The organism is Waltera acetigignens (assembly GCF_025567015.1).
Classification (GTDB): Bacteria; Bacillota; Clostridia; order Lachnospirales; family Lachnospiraceae; genus Acetatifactor; species Acetatifactor acetigignens.
Map to the genome: position 1 here is coordinate 56,634 of NZ_JAOQJO010000001.1, position 15,744 is coordinate 72,377.

A 15,744-nucleotide genomic window follows, 5' to 3' on the forward strand; every position below is an offset into this window, starting at 1 on the left:
TAGTAAAGGTGAAATGATGATGGATCTGTCCATAAAGGAAATAAGCATAGAAAATGAAAAAATCAACAGAGAGAAATTTTTTTCGGTAGGGTTTTGCCCAGAAATACAGCGGTATTTACTTTGCGTTCATATTTCGTGGGTTGTGGGATATGACCGGTATTATGCTATAGATGAGGAAGATATAGCGCTCTATGAAGAAAGTCCAGATGAATTTTGTCAAAAATATGCAAAGGAAATTAACGCTTACAGAACAGAAAGACTGCTTGGTGCAGGAGCATTAAGAGATTATGATTTTAGATGTTTACCAGATGAGATATTAAAGAGTTTGGATGGATACCCATCATTCAAGAGATATTGTTATACAAACGGAATGCTTTATGCCCAAATAAAGATAGATGATAGTTTCTTTACTATTCCGCCAATTCGTGATGAAAAACAGATGGATTGCTAAAATAAAGAAATTGAGGGCTATGGGATTGGAAATCTTTCGCCCGCCGATATGAAATTCCGAAGCAAGTTCAGAAAGGAGGCAAGTACCTATGTCAACCTGGAGCGGAATCCGAAACAAACTGGAAAGTGACTACCTGTGCCCGGCACTCCGGGGTCACATCCAGTATTTTGCCACCAGTTACAGCAAAAGTGCTGACCATGAGGGCCGGGCAGCCATTCGTGTGGACGGCGTGGAAGTGCTGCGGAGCAACTACTACACCTATTTTGAGAATGTGTGGACGAAATTCACGCAGCTCAGGTCAACAACCATGAAAGACTGTGACTCCACAAAGGAGGCAATCAACCTTTCTCATGCTCATGCACTGGAGCAGGGCACCTTTGACCAAAAGGTGTTCTATGAGGCGTTTGGTATCTTTGACAACCAGAGCATCGAGAAAAGCCTTGTCAGCGAGAATCCTCTTGTCCGCATCTTTGCTCTCCTGGATCGAAGGCTGGGAAAGCGCCGCCTGCTGGCTTTGGAGGAATCCATGGAGCAGGAGCTGGACTGGGTGCGGGCCTTCTATGTGACCCGGATGCAGGCAGAAGGGCTGATGGACAGAGAATAACGAGGGTTAGGAGAATTGTGCAGCATGAATTTTTCGGATATTGTCCAAGGTGAAGACGGTTTTTTGGTAGAACTGCGTTGTAATAACACATTTCAGGTGCAGTTGTTTGGAAAAATAAAAGCCTATCTTCTTGAAAATCAACCAGCATGGAAGGCAGCAGGAGCGATCCCTATTCCCGATGCAGTTGCTATGTTCAATCTGATTGACCAGCTGGCTGGTGGAAATCGGTATTGGAGCGAGGAAACAGGACGCCAGGCAGAAGATGCTCTTTTTGAATTACAGGAAATAATCGATTCGTTAGAGGAAACATAATTTCGGTGAGGAGGAATCACCATGTCACAGATCGCATCCTTTTATCTGCTCAAAAACGGCCGACGGCAGGAGCTGTCCAACGGCGACTGCTCCGGCGCGGTCTATATGTTCATCTGGGACTGGTGTGAGTACGAGCTGGATCTGGATGTCCGTTTTCCTGCGCCCCAGACGGAGGACACCCTGGACTGCGCTCTGCTGGAGGGAGAGCTGGCGTCTAAACTGCTGGCAGCTCTGCAGGAGCAGGACCTCCCGGAACTGGCCGCTGAAATTGCCCCGGACTGGGACCTGCCCACCGAGGCGGTGCAAAGCGGACTGGAAACGCTGCGCTCCCACCTGGAGCTGGTGCAGGGCAATACAGCCCTGCTGTATGAAATGATATAGACAGAAAAGGAGAAAAACTTATGGGACTTGACATTTATGCCGGGACGCTGACCCGGTACTATTCTCACAACTGGAAAACTGTTGTTCAGCAGTGGGCAGAGGAAAACGGATATACCTTCAACCGGATTACGCCGGATGGAGAACCTGCTGACAACGAGGAGGAGCTGTCCCCGGCCGAGGTTCAGGCGGCAGTGGAGGACTGGCGAGATCAGATCTTAACCGCCATTTCCCAGCCGAACCAGCCGCCCTACACTCCATGGCCGGAGGACAACGAGCGGCCCTATTACACCGATAAGCCGGATTGGGATGCCTTCGGCGCTATGCTGCTGGTAGCCGCCTGTCATACATACGAGGAACCGGTGCCTCCCACCGTGGAGAAGGACTGGGACTTCGGGGAGCATCCCCTGATTGCCCGCCTTGCATCGGACGAGGAGCGGGTGTGGTCCCTGTTTCGTGGGGCTACCTGGTGGCTCCCTCTTTCCGACAGCTTTCTGTTCCAAGGCCCTCTGCCCACCGATGATCAGACGATGATTGCCACTTTGGGCGGACTACGGAAGGAGCTGGAAAAGCTGAACCAGCTGGCGTGGCAGACCGATGAGGACACCATCCTTGGCTGGGCAGACACGGAGGGATACCCGGTAGACGGAACCGTAGACGCAGATGGACAGTACAGCAAGGCAGACATCCCAGAACACACCCAGTATGACACTCAGTCCCTGGCCAAGTTTGCCTTCTCCATGTTCTGGCGGGCCATGCGGTTTGCCGAGGAACAGCAGGTGCCCATCCTGCTGGATTATTAAGGGGGAAACCAAATGAGCAATAGAGCTTTCCAGCAAAACCTGAACGACAAAAAAGGCCCCCAGCCCGGTGACCCCTATCTCATTCAGATGCTGTTCAAAGAGCCGGTAGAAATGCCGGATAAAGAAAAAATGACTGCCGTAATGGAGAAGCACATCGGGTCAGCAGAGTGCTTCTGTTATGATAAGAAAATGGCCGGCTTTGCCGCGCAGGACCATATTGCAGAGTTCAAGGACGGAAAATGCCCGGTGCAGCTGATGGTGATGAAATGCGACAAGTTCAAGGGCAAAGGCTTTGATGCCTTTCTCATGAGCCAGATGTGGGACTGTCAGGAGGACCGGGAGAGAATCTTCCGGGAGTGCAAATATCAGGTGGTAGCCACCGATATGCTGGCTGCGGCGCTTCCGGCACTGGAGCGGGCCAACCTGGATGCCGACTTTTTGGAGGCCCTGGCGGAGCTGTACCCCACCTGTGAGGCATTCTATTTCCAGAACTGCGGCAAACTGTTTCTGGCGGAGGATGTGCGTTCTCACCAGATTGAAGGCCCGGACCGGTTCATCCGCTTTGGCGTCAATGTCCGCTTCTTCAACATTGAGGGCACCGAGGATATGCTCATCGACACGGTGGGCATGGGAACCCTGTTCCTGCCCGACCTCCAGTACCACTTCCACGGCATGGACCCCAACTGGGTGGTGAACCACGCCTACAACGCGGCGTCCTATATCCTGGAGCACGACAACCCCGTTGCGGATGGGGACCCCATAGACGGTATTCTGGAGGGCAGAATGAGCCGTGAAGTCCAGTGGAAGTGCCAGTATGAGGATTCCCTGATCCAGCCGCCCAGAGGAGTGCTGGATATCCACATGGGGAGCTATGCCTCGGGAGGACGCTGAATGAACGGCGTTGTGCTCCTGGTGGGCGGACTGCTGCTTGTGGCGGTAATCAAGCTGATTATGGATCGAAATTGGATTGGCCTACTTCTCTGTGCTGTCGCCCTGCTTCTGGTCTTTGGGGCTGGACACCATACAAAATAGGCCATTTTAAGAATCGAGGAGGTGAAGTATGCAGAATTCAACAAATATGCGGATACTGGAATTACTCCGGTTTCTCTATGAGCGGACCGATGAAAACCATCCCGCCACAGTATCTGACATCATTGCCCATCTGAATGGAAAAGGAATTCAGGCAGTGCGGCAGACTGTTTACGCAGATACCAATACGCTGATCGATGCAGGGATTGATATTGTGGTGGTCAAGAGTACCCAAAACCAATATTTTATTGGAAGCCGCCTGTTTGAGTATCCAGAACTGAAAATGCTGACAGACGCAGTAGCATCCTCGAAGATCATTTCTGCCAAGAAATCCGAGGAACTGGTACAGAAATTATGCTGTCTGACCAGCACACATCAGGCAGAACAGCTTCAAAAATTTGCTGCTTTATCCAGCCGTGTAAAACCGCATAATGAAAAGGTTTACTATATCATTGATAATATCCAAACAGCGATTGGAAACCATCAGCAAATTCGGTTCCAATACTATGAATATACTCAGGAAAAAAAGAAAATCTTGAAGCATGATGGATATTATTATGTCGTAAATCCTTATGCGCTTGAATGGAAAAATGACCATTACTATTTGATTGGATTTTCTCTGAAGCATCAGAAAATTGCTCACTTCCGTGTAGATCGTCTAACAAGCATAGAAAATCTTGAAACTTGCTTTATGCCGATAGAGGGATTTGATGTAGCCTCCTATACAAATAAAATGGTTGATATGTTTACATCAGAGTCATCGAAGGAAGTAACCCTTCTATGTGAAAACGAATTGATGAGAGTAATTATAGATCATTATGGAGAAGATGCTGCTGTTGATAGGTATGATGATACACACTTCACAGCCAAAATTGAAGTGAACCCCAGTGGAACTTTTTATGGCTGGATATTCAAATTCAAAGGGAAAATAAAAATTCTCTCTCCCAAAGAGTGCATTACGGAAATGCAGCAAATCGCTCAGGAATTTATATAGTGCAAAAGAGGTGTTATTGATTTTTAACACCTCTTTTCAAATGGAATTTTTGTCCTTGAAGTGAACGGATGTTCGATATACAATATAAGCAAGATGTTCGCAGTTCGTCGAACAAATGAGAGGTGAATGCTGTGGGCAATATAACTTTTGGATCATTTATAGCTGAGAAACGCAAGGCACATAAATTCAATTTACGCGATACAGCCAAGCATTTGAATATTGCTTATGGCTATCTGTGTGACATTGAACAAAGCCGCCGTCCTGCTCCCACTGGAGATTTTGTGGAACGCATCTCTGCCTTTCTGAATTTGGATAAATCAGAACATGAGTTGCTTTTGGATCTGGCCGCAAAATCACGCAATACAGTATCTGCTGATTTGCCAGACTATATCATGGAAAAAGATATTGTTCGGGCGGCCTTGCGTGTGGCAAAAGAAGTAGACGCTACCGATGAAGAATGGCAGACATTTATGAAAATGCTAAAGGAGCGTAAACGATAGGGGGGATAGCTTTGTCAATTCCACAAATCCGTACAGAAGCAATCGAGGCGGTAGGGCGAAAAATCCTGATGGAATATGATCCCTCTCTGCTATCCGGGCAACCATATCCTGTGCCAATCGAAACCATTATCGAGACAAAGTTTGATCTAATCCTGGAGTTTCATACACTAAGAAAAAACCCCAAGATATTAGGGGAAACAATTTTCGATGACGGTGCCGTTGTTTTATATGACCAGATACAGAGACAGTATCGAATGATTGCAGTAAGAGCCGGTACAATCTTAATTGATGAACGGCTTTGTGATCCGTCAAAATTAGGGCGGCTCCGTTTTACCTGTGCCCATGAGCTGGCTCATTGGGTACTACATAAGAAGTTGTACTCCGGTACAGGAGATGTTGCTGCATATAACGGAAATGTTTCTTCCGATGAAAGTCATGGCATAATTGAGCGCCAGGCAGATACTCTGGCTTCTGCTCTGCTGATGCCTTTACCGCAGATCAAAAAATGTTTTTACCGACTTAGAATGGGTCGGACAGATGAACAGCTCATTGCTGAAATGGCAAACATTTTTGAGGTTTCCAAGCAAGCAATGCAGATTCGTCTAAAATCCAGGAACCTGATATAACCAAAGAGTGGGAATAGAGAGAGGTTCTCCCCTCTCTCTATCTCCTCCGCTATGCTATTTTGTACCTAATATGTTCGCAATATTGCGAACAAGGAGGAATATTCTATGAGGAAAGAAAGCACAACAATTCAAAAATGTAACAGCAGACTAACAGCTTTAGGGCTTAACAGCGACGCTGCGTTTCATAGAAGCAGGCTGATTCTAAAGATTTACCGGGATGTAGTCTGGGTTCTGAGTGAACGGGCAGAAGAATTGCAAGAAACTGCTTGGATTATGGGAGAACAAGATATAGAGTCTGGCCTCTGCTATCTTGAAAATTTTGCACCAGATATTGAACTACAAGCCTTTGAAGAAAAAGTGTGCTGCCTTGTTCAAAATCAAATGCTGGTCAATATTATTGACCGTGCGCTCCTTCGTCTGAAACGGTATCCAGATCGAGGAGAACTTTACTATGAAATTTTGACTAAGCAATTCATCTATCGGTTCAACAGTACAGAGAAAGAATTGCTGGAAGAACTAAATATAGAGCGCAGTGTCTTTTATGACCGAAAACGAGAAGCTATCTATTTATTTTCTGTTTGCTTGTTTGGATATTCTATTCCAGAAGTCCTAGAGGAACTGCCCCGACTAAATCCCGACTAAATTCCGACAAATCCCCGACCTAATCCCTACTCCCTTCCGACTTCCGACCTGCTATACTTGGTATAGTGGCAGGAATGTGTTAAATTGAATACTTTTCTACATAAGGCCCGGCATTAACCGGGCTTTTTTCATTCCTGCTGTAATATGGCGGCAGGAATATGGCTGGAGGCGAAAACACTTCCGGCCTTTTTCTTTGCCCGGTATTAGGAGGCCGGTATGCGCTGGGAGGCGTACATAGCAAAATATCCATGACACCGTTCAAATTCACTGACTACCAAGAATTTGAACGGAGGAAAGGATATGACAAGAGTATTCATTTGGAAAAATAACAGCCCACAGGAATGGGAGGAAATCAGTTTTTCAGCGTTCAGTAAGGCACGCCGCAATGGTTGCTTTACTGGGCGCTTTTTTATTGAGACAACCGAAAATGTTGATGGTCACAACGAAAGAGTTATTACCGAGTGCTCACAAGCTCGTTATAAAACACATCGCCAAGAATTAGGAACTATCAATCAAGATGTGGTTCATACGAACTCTCCCCAAAGACACGATACCTATGTCTACTACTTTGCAGATGGATCGCGTTCTACGCTGGTTTTAGGAGCAGACGATACTTCCTGTGTCAATGGAGCTTGGATTGCCGAATTGCGAGAACTGGATCGCTTGGAATACAATAATCAACACACACAAACACGCCGTCACTGTTCTTTGGATGCTCAGGACCCCGAAGGAATGGGAGGGTACTATACAGGTGATGATATGGAACGCGTGCAGCTTGAATTGGAAGTAGAAGATTTTCTCACTTCACTTCCCAAAGACCTGGAACAAATTGCTCGCCTTTTGTGTGAGGGTTTTTCTGCCGCAGAAATTGCTCGTAAGCAAGGGGTCAATCGGTCCTCAATATGCAGAAAAATTAAGAAGATACAGGATGCCATGATGCACTATAATCCTTAAGCAACAAACCATCGAAAGCACAGCCCTGCCATTTTGGCAGGGCTATGCTACTTTTTGAATTAAATTTCGTAATCTGTGCAACAAACGGCCTCTGCCGTGGCCTACAAGTGAGAGGCACAAATGCCAGGGAAGGGCATTGGGTCCCTCAGTCTCTAAATTAACAGTAATAGGAGCGAACAGGCCATGAAACAAGAAACTGAAAATCGGCAACAGAGGCCGCAGATGATTTGCCTGTGTGCAACCTGTGCCAATGCTTTTTATAATGTTCCAACCATAAGGATTCAGCGCGTGGATCGCTATCAACTTGTAAAAGATACCTGTACTTATTGCGGGGTCCGCAATGGATATGACTATATCATTACTCCTCGTAAATCGACACGCCGTCATTCAGGAAATGAGGCGAGGTTATGAACAAGAAAGATGTCTGTGCAACCAAAATAGCCTATGTACGATTCACGGAAGATGATTTGGCAGACCTGGATAATCAAGTTCGTCGTGTAGGTGCGTCATCCAGAGGCGCATATATCCGCAGTTTAATTAAAGGAGTTCGTCCTGTTGAACTCCCTCCAGCAGACTATGTAGCTCTGATTGATGAATTAGCTAAACTTCGCCGCAGCATTGATACAATGGCAGCTCGCGCGGCGGACAACAAGGCGTCTGCACTCAGCCCTGTCGAATACTATACATTATCCAGTCTTACGGCGTTGACACTTCAAAAGATCCGGCTTGCAGCATTACCACAACAGTATCACTTACCGGAGGATATGAGCCATGAATGAAACAATTATTGACCGCACTTATGTGTGCTTAAAGTTGATTGATATGCTCTACAAAAAGGGACTTATCAACGAAGCAACCTATTTTAATGTGAAACGAACCTATCAGAACAAGTAGGTTTTTTGCGCTGGGTTGTCAAGGATGTCAGCCCAGCGTCCATATCATTGCAGATTAAAGATTTTTTGAGTATTCTCGTTTTGTCAGAAGAAATCAGGAACACTAAAGGAGGAAGATGCTATGTACAATATGTCTCCGTACTCATTATCTCGATCTTTTCGGGACAAACCCTGTCGGGCAGTCATATATGGCCGTGCCTCAACAGAACACGAGGCCCAGGTCAAAGCCTTGCAAAATCAGATGCAGTGGTATGATGATGTTGCTCGATTTCATCCTCAATGGAATGTTATCAACCGCTACATCGACCAAGGCATTACCGGAACTCAGGTCTATAAGCGGGATGCCTTTATGCGGATGATGGAGGATGCCAAACAGCAAAAATTCGATTTGATTGTCACTCGCGAGGTCTGCCGCTTTGCCAGAAATACGGTAGATGCATTGGTCTGTGTTCGCCAACTCGCCGCCATAGGGATTGAAGTCTATTTTGTGAATGATAACATTTGGACTCTTGACGGTGATGGCGAGTTGCGGCTGACCATTATGGCTACTATGGCACAGGAAGAGAGCCGCAAAATCAGTGAACGCTCTCTTGCAGGACAACGGGTCAGCCGCGAAAAAGGAGTCCTCTATGGAAACGGGAACATTTTCGGATATACCAGGAACAAACTCACCAAGCAGTTTGAAATTGATCCCGATCAGGCGGAAACTGTAAAAATGATTTTTGACCTCTATGATTCCGGCATGGGAGAAACCTTAGTAGCAAAAGAGCTAACCCGCCTTGGACGCAAAAACGGAGTAGGTAAGGTCAAGTGGGATGCTGGAAAAGTATCAAAGATCATCAAGCGAAAAAACTATCTGGGGTACACAGTTTACTGTCAGTCCTATTCCAATAACTATTTGGAGCAAAAGAGAATCAAGCGTGACGAGAGCGAGTTTGTCTATGTAAAAGGTGGCTTCCCTCAGATTATCTCGGAGGAACAGTACGAGCGGTGTAACGCCATTCGTCGCAGTAGGACCAAACGGCTGACTGATGAGAAAGGCCGTACACGGAGTTTTGGTATTCAGCAGGCTCAGAATGTGTGGGGCAGAAAAATGAGGTGTCGTTGTGGTTCTCCCATGCTTCGACATTGTTGGAGAACCAATAATGCAGGAAAGCCTATCTATGGATATGAATGCAAGCGACACCATGATACCCCCCGCATCCGCCTTCAGAATGAACAAGGCAATCCAACACCTATCTGTGAGATCAAGCCGGTTGGACAAAGCAAACTGGAACTGATGGCCTCCAAAATATTTGAGAGGGTATGGGGAGACCAAAAAGAAATCGTCCTCCAGACCTGCAAAATGCTGGATGCTTGCTACAAGCCAGACGCAGATCGTCGAGCAGATTTGATGAAAGCGAAAGATGATTCTGTTCAGTTGCTCCAACAACAGCTGGATGACTTGGTTGTAGTCCGTGCCCGTGGAGAGATTGAGCAGGATAAGTTCCTCCAGCGGACCATAGAAATTCAGCAGCAGATGGAGGCCCTTCGTCAGAGCAAAGCTCAAATTGCTTCAGAGGACTACAATCCCGGACGCCTGGATATGGAAGCCATTGAAGCAGCGTTGTGCGAGGCAGTTGAAATGCATGACGGTCTGGTAAGCGAGGATTTCATTGATCTCTTTGTTTCACAGGTTACACCACTGTCTGATTCCCGCTTTGCCTGGTGCTTGGACTTTTCTCCGCAGCCCACAGTTGCCTTTCTGAATTTAGCCGGTCAGAGGAAGTACACGACCTGCTCTATGGATAGTAAATTACACTTTGGTCCTTTTGCTGATGAGGAGGGGCACACCATCCCTTTTCCGGGCAGCCTGCGTCGGTGAGCTGCCCGGACAGCTCTAATTCAAAATGTACATCGTTATATACACAAGGTATGTACGGCGCAGGCTGCTATCGCCGATAAGTAATTTGGCGGTAAACACGCAGATCTGAGAGGGTATTGCGCAAGCAATAAATTGGGGTATATGAGAATAAGATGAGAACCTCATTACTGATAGAAATATCAGTAATGAGGTTCTTTTTTGTTACTATTTCGTCTGAATTAAAGCACGATATTTCCGTCCCGGTCGATTGATGTCGTTTTTGGGTCGATTGGTGCAATCTGCCGCTTATTTTCTGGAAATGCTGTTATAATAAACACAACTCAGATTTATAGAAATCGGAAGTACAGAAGAAAGGGGAAAGAGAATGAGAAAAACAAATTTTTTAGGAAAGGTGCTTAGCCTGGCGCTTGCTGTTACGTTGATAGCAGGTATGGTGCCGGAGATGCGCGCGAAAGCAGCAGAGGGTGAAAACTCGGGCTGGATACAGGTGACGGAGGACAATAAAAACGACTTGGACACAAAGGTAGCCGTTTTGGACAATTTGAGCCAGACTACATATGATAATTTTATTTTTAATGCTGAATGGGCTCATAGTTATATTAAGTCAAGTAAAAACGAGTATTACATATTAGGAAAAAAGGGTGGAAAATATATATGCCTTTATGGTGCGGACATTGAAGTTCGTTCTAAGACTCTTGATACTATAGATATTTCTGTAGCTAATCATTACTTTTTCCCTTCACAGGAAGTTAAATTAAATCTTGACGGCGGTGAGTGGAAGACAGATACTATAACAACGGTAGCAGGAGTATTTACAGATCTTCCGATACCTACGAAAGAGGGCTATATATTTACTGGGTGGTATGAAGATCCTCAGAGTGAAGACCCCCAAAGTAATAAGGAGGACATATCATTAAGAAGCGTATATAATGGAAGAACGGAAATTAATGCGCACTGGTACAAAAAATGGCCTGAAGGAAGTAAAGACTGGGTGAAAGCAACGACCATAAAAGAACTGGAAAGTGCTGACCTGCCTTTCTTTACCTTGTCAGAAGCAAAAAAGTTTGCGAATGAATATCTTGTGCAACATCCGTACCCAAATGATGCATATGCTGTTATTATAGGAAGAATTTATAATTTTGATACCGTATGTTATATTACTTATAACACCGCAAAAGGAGGTGTAGGCTATAACCCGGTTCCGGAAAGTCTGGAACAAAACTGGATGAGTAAGTATACCTATTATGTTTTGAGAACTCCGGGCACAACATCGGATGATTCTGAAAATCCATCGGTAACCCCGACTCCGGCACCTGCTCCTGTACCCCCGACTCCGGCACCTGCCCCTGTGACCCCGACAACTGCACCGTCCGCCGGAGACACCAGCAGTGATTCCTCTGACTCCGGCTCATCAGCTCCTGAACCGGTACTGACCACCACAAATATCGCAGGAGAGCAGATCACCGGATGGGATGCCATTACAAAAGTGATCTCTACCCAGACAAAAGACAAGCAGCAGAATGTATCCGGTGCCAACCAGGATCTGCTTCATGTAGATGCCAGCGGCTTTGACAAGACAATTCCTGCAGCAACAGTGAAAGCAGTGTCCACCTCAGCTCTGCGTGGCCTGCATGTATTCATCAGCAACTCAGATGCAGTAACCTTCCTTGCAAAGAGCAAGTTGTCCGGTTACAAGGAAACCAACTTTGAACATAAGGATACTGTTACAGAGCATTCCAGAACCATCGACTTTACCAACAAACAGGCATTGGGTACAAACGTTGTATTCCATACCACAGTACCTGTGAAAAACGGAGAAGTGACGGTTTACAAGGTAGATGCCAACGGCAGAACCCGCATTGTCAAGACAGTTTCGAATGCAGGCGGACAGGTATGCTTCCCGATTACTGAGACAGCAACCTATGTATTGGAATACTGATCTGCGATAGTTGAATCCCATATTTTACAGCACCCCCCGCTACAGGAATAAAAACCTGTGGCGGGGGGTGCTTTTACTGCAAACGCGATTCCTTGTAAAGAAGTGTAAAAACGTAAAAACGTAAAAACCATAGCAAATATGTCGAAAAATGAAGATTTCATAAAAATATTCATGTATTTTAATGCAAAAACAGCACAAAAACATATTGAATTTTACATGAATAATAATTATACTATATTCAGGACCTTTAAGGAGGATGGATCATGTATAGAAAAATCATGGGTTTTCTGGAAGCATGGAAAGAAAATGAACACCGCAAACCTCTTATTTTGCAGGGGGCAAGACAGGTGGGGAAGACTTATTCTATTTTAGAGTTCGGGCGAATTCATTATGAAAATGTAGCCTATTTCAATTTTGAAACGAATCCAAAACTGAATGAAACCTTTGAGGAAAAGATCAGTCCTGATTATTTGATACCGATTTTATCTCATATTGCAGGTCAGACGATTGTAAAAGAAAAAACATTGATTGTATTTGACGAGGTACAGCTTTGCGAAAGGGCTTTAACGTCATTGAAATATTTTTGTGAGGATGCCCCGGATTATCATATTATTGTGGCAGGCAGCCTGTTGGGCGTTGCCGTCAACAGAGCAAAATTTTCATTTCCCGTTGGTAAGGTTGATATGAAAACGCTGTATCCGATGGATATGGAAGAATTTATGATTGCTGTGGGAGAGGATGAACTTGTAGAGCAGATTAAAAAATGTTTTGAAACGAATCGGCCGATGCCATCCGCACTCCATGATGCAGCCATGCAGCTTTACCGTCAGTATCTTGTGGTAGGCGGTATGCCGGAGTGTGTGATGCAGTTTGTCCAGACAGGGGATTATATCCTGATCCGCCATACGCAGGATACCATTCTGACAAGTTATCTGAATGATATGAGCAAATACAATAATCTGAATGAAATTAAGAAAACCAGACTTGCCTATGATAATATTACGGTTCAGCTTTCCAAGAAAAATACCCGCTTTCAATATAAGCTGATCAAAAAGGGTGGACGTGCTTCTGAATTTGAAAATGCGATTGAATGGCTCTGTCTGTCGGGAATTGTGTCACAGGTCTATAGGGTAGAGCAGATCAAGAAGCCTTTGGAAAATTATCGGGATATTGATGCGTTTAAGATTTACGTTTCGGATCTGGGGCTGCTTTGCGCCAAGAAGGATTTGGCTGCAAACGATATTCTCTATATGGTGGAGGAACTGAATGATTTTAAAGGTGGCATGACAGAAAATTATGTCAATGTACAGCTTGCCATCAATGGTTATAACACTTACTACTGGGAATCCGAGCGTGGGGCTGAAATAGATTTCGTTATCCAGCGGGATGGTCAGCTGATCCCGATTGAGGTGAAATCCGCCGATAATACCAGAGCCAAAAGCTTAAAGGTCTATATGGATACCTATAAGCCGGCTTACGCGATCAAACTTTCCGCGAAAAACTTTGCGTTTGAGGACAACAAAAAGGTGGTTCCGCTTTATGCGGCATTTTGTATTTGAACCGTGGGCATACTGATAAGAATTCAAGAACCGCATTACTGATAGAAATATCGGTAATGTGGTTCTTTTTTGCATAGAACATGAAGGAGAATCCGTTGCATTGAATTTGAGGTGAAGTCTATAATGAAACTAACTATATTTCGTGATGACTGAAAAATATAAAAAATTATATAAGAACAGAGGGATTGCGATGGGGATTTCACTGGTGGGAACGTGGAAGGTAATATTGACGGATGGGACGGCAGCGCAGATGCATCTGCCGGGAACTTTGGACGAGAGCGGCATCGGTCACAGAGACGTCGGAGCGAATCAATGGCACCCGGATGCGGCGCTGGGTAACGCTGAGGTTTTGCAGAACTGGTGCAGGAGCGTACCGGAGGACGGATCCACATCATCGTGGAGAGTGAAGCAAAACTGGGTTCGGAAAGCGAAGTACTGGAACAGATCAAATACGGCGGGATCGCTTTTGCAAGAGTTTCCTTGTCGCAGATCGCAGAACAGGCACCGGAGATGAATGTACTGCAATTGCCGTATCTGTACAGAGATTCGGAGCATATGTGGAGGGTATTGGACGGAGAAATCCTGCGGGAATGTGCCAGAGAGTCTGCGGAATATGAAAGAGTACTCTGGAAAGACAGAGAGGAACAGTCCAGACAGACCGCCATTGCCAACGGAACTTGTGTGAGCACCCTTTCTGCGGAAGAAAAAGAACGAGGGAATCAAGTTCCAGCGTATTGATGCGGATGTGACCGATGCCCTGAAGTCCAAGACTTCCAAGAAGGCCGAGAAAGAGATGGAAGAGCAGGCGGAGAGCATCAGCAAGCTGATGAAGAAAGCTCTGAAGAACGACAAGATCACTGTCAAGGTAGAGAAGCTGAAGAACAAGAAGATCTCTTCCATGATCACTCTGTCCGAAGAGAGCAGACGTATGCAGGATATGATGAAGATGTATTCCATGCCCGGTATGGACATGAGTGCCTTCGGCGGTGAGGGAGAGACCCTGATCCTGAATGCCAGCCATCCTCTGGTACAGTACATTACTGAGCACCAGGATGGTGAGAATGCAGAAATGATCTGCGAGCAGCTGTACGATCTGGCAAAGCTTCAGCACGCACCTCTGTCTGCCGATGCCATGACCAAGTTCGTGGCAAGAAGCAATGACATTATGATGCTGCTGACTAAATAATAAGATAGCTTGTGAAGTAGACAGGTAAAAGCAAAAGGAACTGCAATGTGTGTTTATACACAGGCTACAGTTCCTTTTTTGGAATGTGGAGACGGAGAATGCGACAGAGGCATAGTGTTATCTTTACGATATTGACTGGGAGAGATCCCGGTCATTTTTTTGAAAAATTTAAAGAAATAGGCATAGCTGGAGAAGCCGAGAAGTTCCTGTACCTCGGTGACGGTCCGGCCCTCTGCCAGCATCGTCTGGGCGAGGTTAGCCCGCTGCACGGAGATATAATGCCCGATGGTGGCATGGGTATGTTCCTTGAACAGGCGCCCGAGATAGTCCTTGTTCAGGTAGAATTCTGCAGCAATGCTTTCCAAGGTCAGTGGCTCTGTCAGATGCCGGTTGATAAAGGCCATGACCTCATTGATGTTTTTCTGGGGCTGGGAAATAGAACGCTGTCCGGTAGAAGATGCCTGTAGGCCGTGCTGGATCCGGCTATCCAGTATACTTAGCAGAGAGAAAAAATCCGCATAGGCAGAAAGGGAGGGCTGAGGATGCAGCTGCAAATAGTGATCCAGCTGACTGCAGAGCCCGGTAAGCCCGGTGGGAGAAAGCCGGAGGATCGCAGGAGAGAAAGCCGGATCTGCATAAGGCATGAGTCCGGAACCGGCCCCAAGGACAGTATACAGCCAGTCTCTGTTAATATTCAGGACGTAGCGCTCATAGATGGTCAGCTTCTGATTGAACAGCTGATGCACATGGTGAGGCGGAATGATGATCAGAGATCCTTTCGAAACACTGGAGACAGTGTCGTCTAAGAGGACATCCGGGAGGTCGGACATTGTAAGATATATTTCCAGAGCGTTGTGCGTATGCGGTCTGGCAGGAGAAGAGGTTCCGTTGTTGCGGTAAGCCAGTTCATAGGGTGCATCAATTGTAAAATAGGGAATAGTCATTTGGGTTTTCATAGGCACTCCAAAGGTCGTTATTTTTCATAAAATTAGTATTTTATACACATATTA

General features: G+C 45.9%; 20 protein-coding genes. 19 read left to right on the plus strand and 1 reads right to left on the minus strand.

Annotated elements, in window-relative coordinates; translation table 11 throughout:
• The first annotated feature begins 13 nt into the window (after positions 1–13).
• From OCV96_RS00320 to OCV96_RS00410, 19 genes are all read left to right on the plus strand, one after another.
• Positions 14–451: a hypothetical protein gene (locus OCV96_RS00320; RefSeq protein WP_242965715.1), complete on the plus strand. Its 438-nt coding sequence runs from the start codon at positions 14–16 to the stop codon at positions 449–451.
• An 88-nt stretch (positions 452–539) separates the two neighbouring features.
• A complete protein-coding gene (locus OCV96_RS00325; RefSeq protein WP_148337435.1) occupies positions 540–1,055 on the plus strand; it encodes an SF0329 family protein in 516 nt (171 codons plus the stop codon).
• Positions 1,056–1,079: 24 nt separating this feature from the next.
• The gene (locus OCV96_RS00330; RefSeq protein ID WP_003524826.1) at positions 1,080–1,367 is read left to right on the plus strand and encodes a hypothetical protein; all 288 of its coding nucleotides are present in this window, start codon (positions 1,080–1,082) and stop codon (positions 1,365–1,367) included.
• A 21-nt stretch (positions 1,368–1,388) separates the two neighbouring features.
• Positions 1,389–1,748 carry a hypothetical protein gene (locus OCV96_RS00335; RefSeq protein WP_158358439.1) on the plus strand — a complete coding sequence of 120 codons (360 nt, stop codon included), beginning with the start codon at positions 1,389–1,391 and terminating at the stop codon, positions 1,746–1,748.
• Between the two features lie 20 nt (positions 1,749–1,768).
• Positions 1,769–2,548, plus strand: coding sequence for a hypothetical protein (locus OCV96_RS00340; protein WP_154042481.1), 780 nt, complete (start codon positions 1,769–1,771; stop codon positions 2,546–2,548).
• A 12-nt stretch (positions 2,549–2,560) separates the two neighbouring features.
• Positions 2,561–3,439: a DUF4261 domain-containing protein gene (locus OCV96_RS00345; protein WP_154042480.1), complete on the plus strand. Its 879-nt coding sequence runs from the start codon at positions 2,561–2,563 to the stop codon at positions 3,437–3,439.
• A complete protein-coding gene (locus OCV96_RS00350; protein ID WP_165860625.1) occupies positions 3,440–3,580 on the plus strand; it encodes a hypothetical protein in 141 nt (46 codons plus the stop codon).
• A 28-nt stretch (positions 3,581–3,608) separates the two neighbouring features.
• Positions 3,609–4,571: a helix-turn-helix transcriptional regulator gene (locus OCV96_RS00355; RefSeq protein ID WP_158358440.1), complete on the plus strand. Its 963-nt coding sequence runs from the start codon at positions 3,609–3,611 to the stop codon at positions 4,569–4,571.
• A 131-nt stretch (positions 4,572–4,702) separates the two neighbouring features.
• Positions 4,703–5,071, plus strand: coding sequence for a helix-turn-helix domain-containing protein (locus OCV96_RS00360; RefSeq protein ID WP_117504955.1), 369 nt, complete (start codon positions 4,703–4,705; stop codon positions 5,069–5,071).
• A gap of 11 nt (positions 5,072–5,082) precedes the next feature.
• Positions 5,083–5,697, plus strand: a complete 615-nt coding sequence (locus OCV96_RS00365; protein ID WP_118562868.1) for an ImmA/IrrE family metallo-endopeptidase — start codon at positions 5,083–5,085, stop codon at positions 5,695–5,697.
• A 105-nt stretch (positions 5,698–5,802) separates the two neighbouring features.
• Entirely contained in the window at positions 5,803–6,339 is a 537-nt protein-coding gene (locus OCV96_RS00370) for a hypothetical protein (protein WP_057571415.1), read from the plus strand.
• 300 nt (positions 6,340–6,639) lie between these two features.
• The gene (locus OCV96_RS00375) at positions 6,640–7,293 is read left to right on the plus strand and encodes a sigma-70 family RNA polymerase sigma factor (RefSeq protein ID WP_057571414.1); all 654 of its coding nucleotides are present in this window, start codon (positions 6,640–6,642) and stop codon (positions 7,291–7,293) included.
• A 407-nt stretch (positions 7,294–7,700) separates the two neighbouring features.
• Positions 7,701–8,072, plus strand: coding sequence for a hypothetical protein (locus tag OCV96_RS00380; protein WP_154042339.1), 372 nt, complete (start codon positions 7,701–7,703; stop codon positions 8,070–8,072).
• Positions 8,065–8,187 carry a hypothetical protein gene (locus OCV96_RS00385; RefSeq protein ID WP_256318028.1) on the plus strand — a complete coding sequence of 41 codons (123 nt, stop codon included), beginning with the start codon at positions 8,065–8,067 and terminating at the stop codon, positions 8,185–8,187. Before OCV96_RS00380 ends, OCV96_RS00385 begins: the two co-directional genes overlap by 8 nt.
• A gap of 120 nt (positions 8,188–8,307) precedes the next feature.
• Positions 8,308–10,050 carry a recombinase family protein gene (locus OCV96_RS00390; protein WP_154042338.1) on the plus strand — a complete coding sequence of 581 codons (1,743 nt, stop codon included), beginning with the start codon at positions 8,308–8,310 and terminating at the stop codon, positions 10,048–10,050.
• Positions 10,051–10,414: 364 nt separating this feature from the next.
• Positions 10,415–11,989 (plus strand): InlB B-repeat-containing protein, encoded by a 1,575-nt coding sequence (locus OCV96_RS00395; RefSeq protein ID WP_262593215.1) that lies wholly within the window; start codon positions 10,415–10,417, stop codon positions 11,987–11,989.
• 263 nt (positions 11,990–12,252) lie between these two features.
• On the plus strand, positions 12,253–13,548 hold the full coding sequence (locus tag OCV96_RS00400; protein ID WP_118668241.1) for an ATP-binding protein: 1,296 nt from the start codon (positions 12,253–12,255) through the stop codon (positions 13,546–13,548).
• A 360-nt stretch (positions 13,549–13,908) separates the two neighbouring features.
• Positions 13,909–14,286 carry a TRAP transporter substrate-binding protein DctP gene (gene dctP / locus OCV96_RS00405; RefSeq protein ID WP_227734025.1) on the plus strand — a complete coding sequence of 126 codons (378 nt, stop codon included), beginning with the start codon at positions 13,909–13,911 and terminating at the stop codon, positions 14,284–14,286.
• A gap of 7 nt (positions 14,287–14,293) precedes the next feature.
• The gene (locus tag OCV96_RS00410; RefSeq protein ID WP_242993367.1) at positions 14,294–14,734 is read left to right on the plus strand and encodes a hypothetical protein; all 441 of its coding nucleotides are present in this window, start codon (positions 14,294–14,296) and stop codon (positions 14,732–14,734) included.
• Positions 14,735–14,787: 53 nt separating this feature from the next.
• Here the strand turns inward: OCV96_RS00410 and OCV96_RS00415 are convergent, their stop codons facing one another.
• On the minus strand, positions 14,788–15,690 hold the full coding sequence (locus OCV96_RS00415) for a helix-turn-helix domain-containing protein (RefSeq protein ID WP_262593216.1): 903 nt from the start codon (positions 15,688–15,690) through the stop codon (positions 14,788–14,790).
• Between the last annotated feature and the right edge of the window lie 54 nt (positions 15,691–15,744).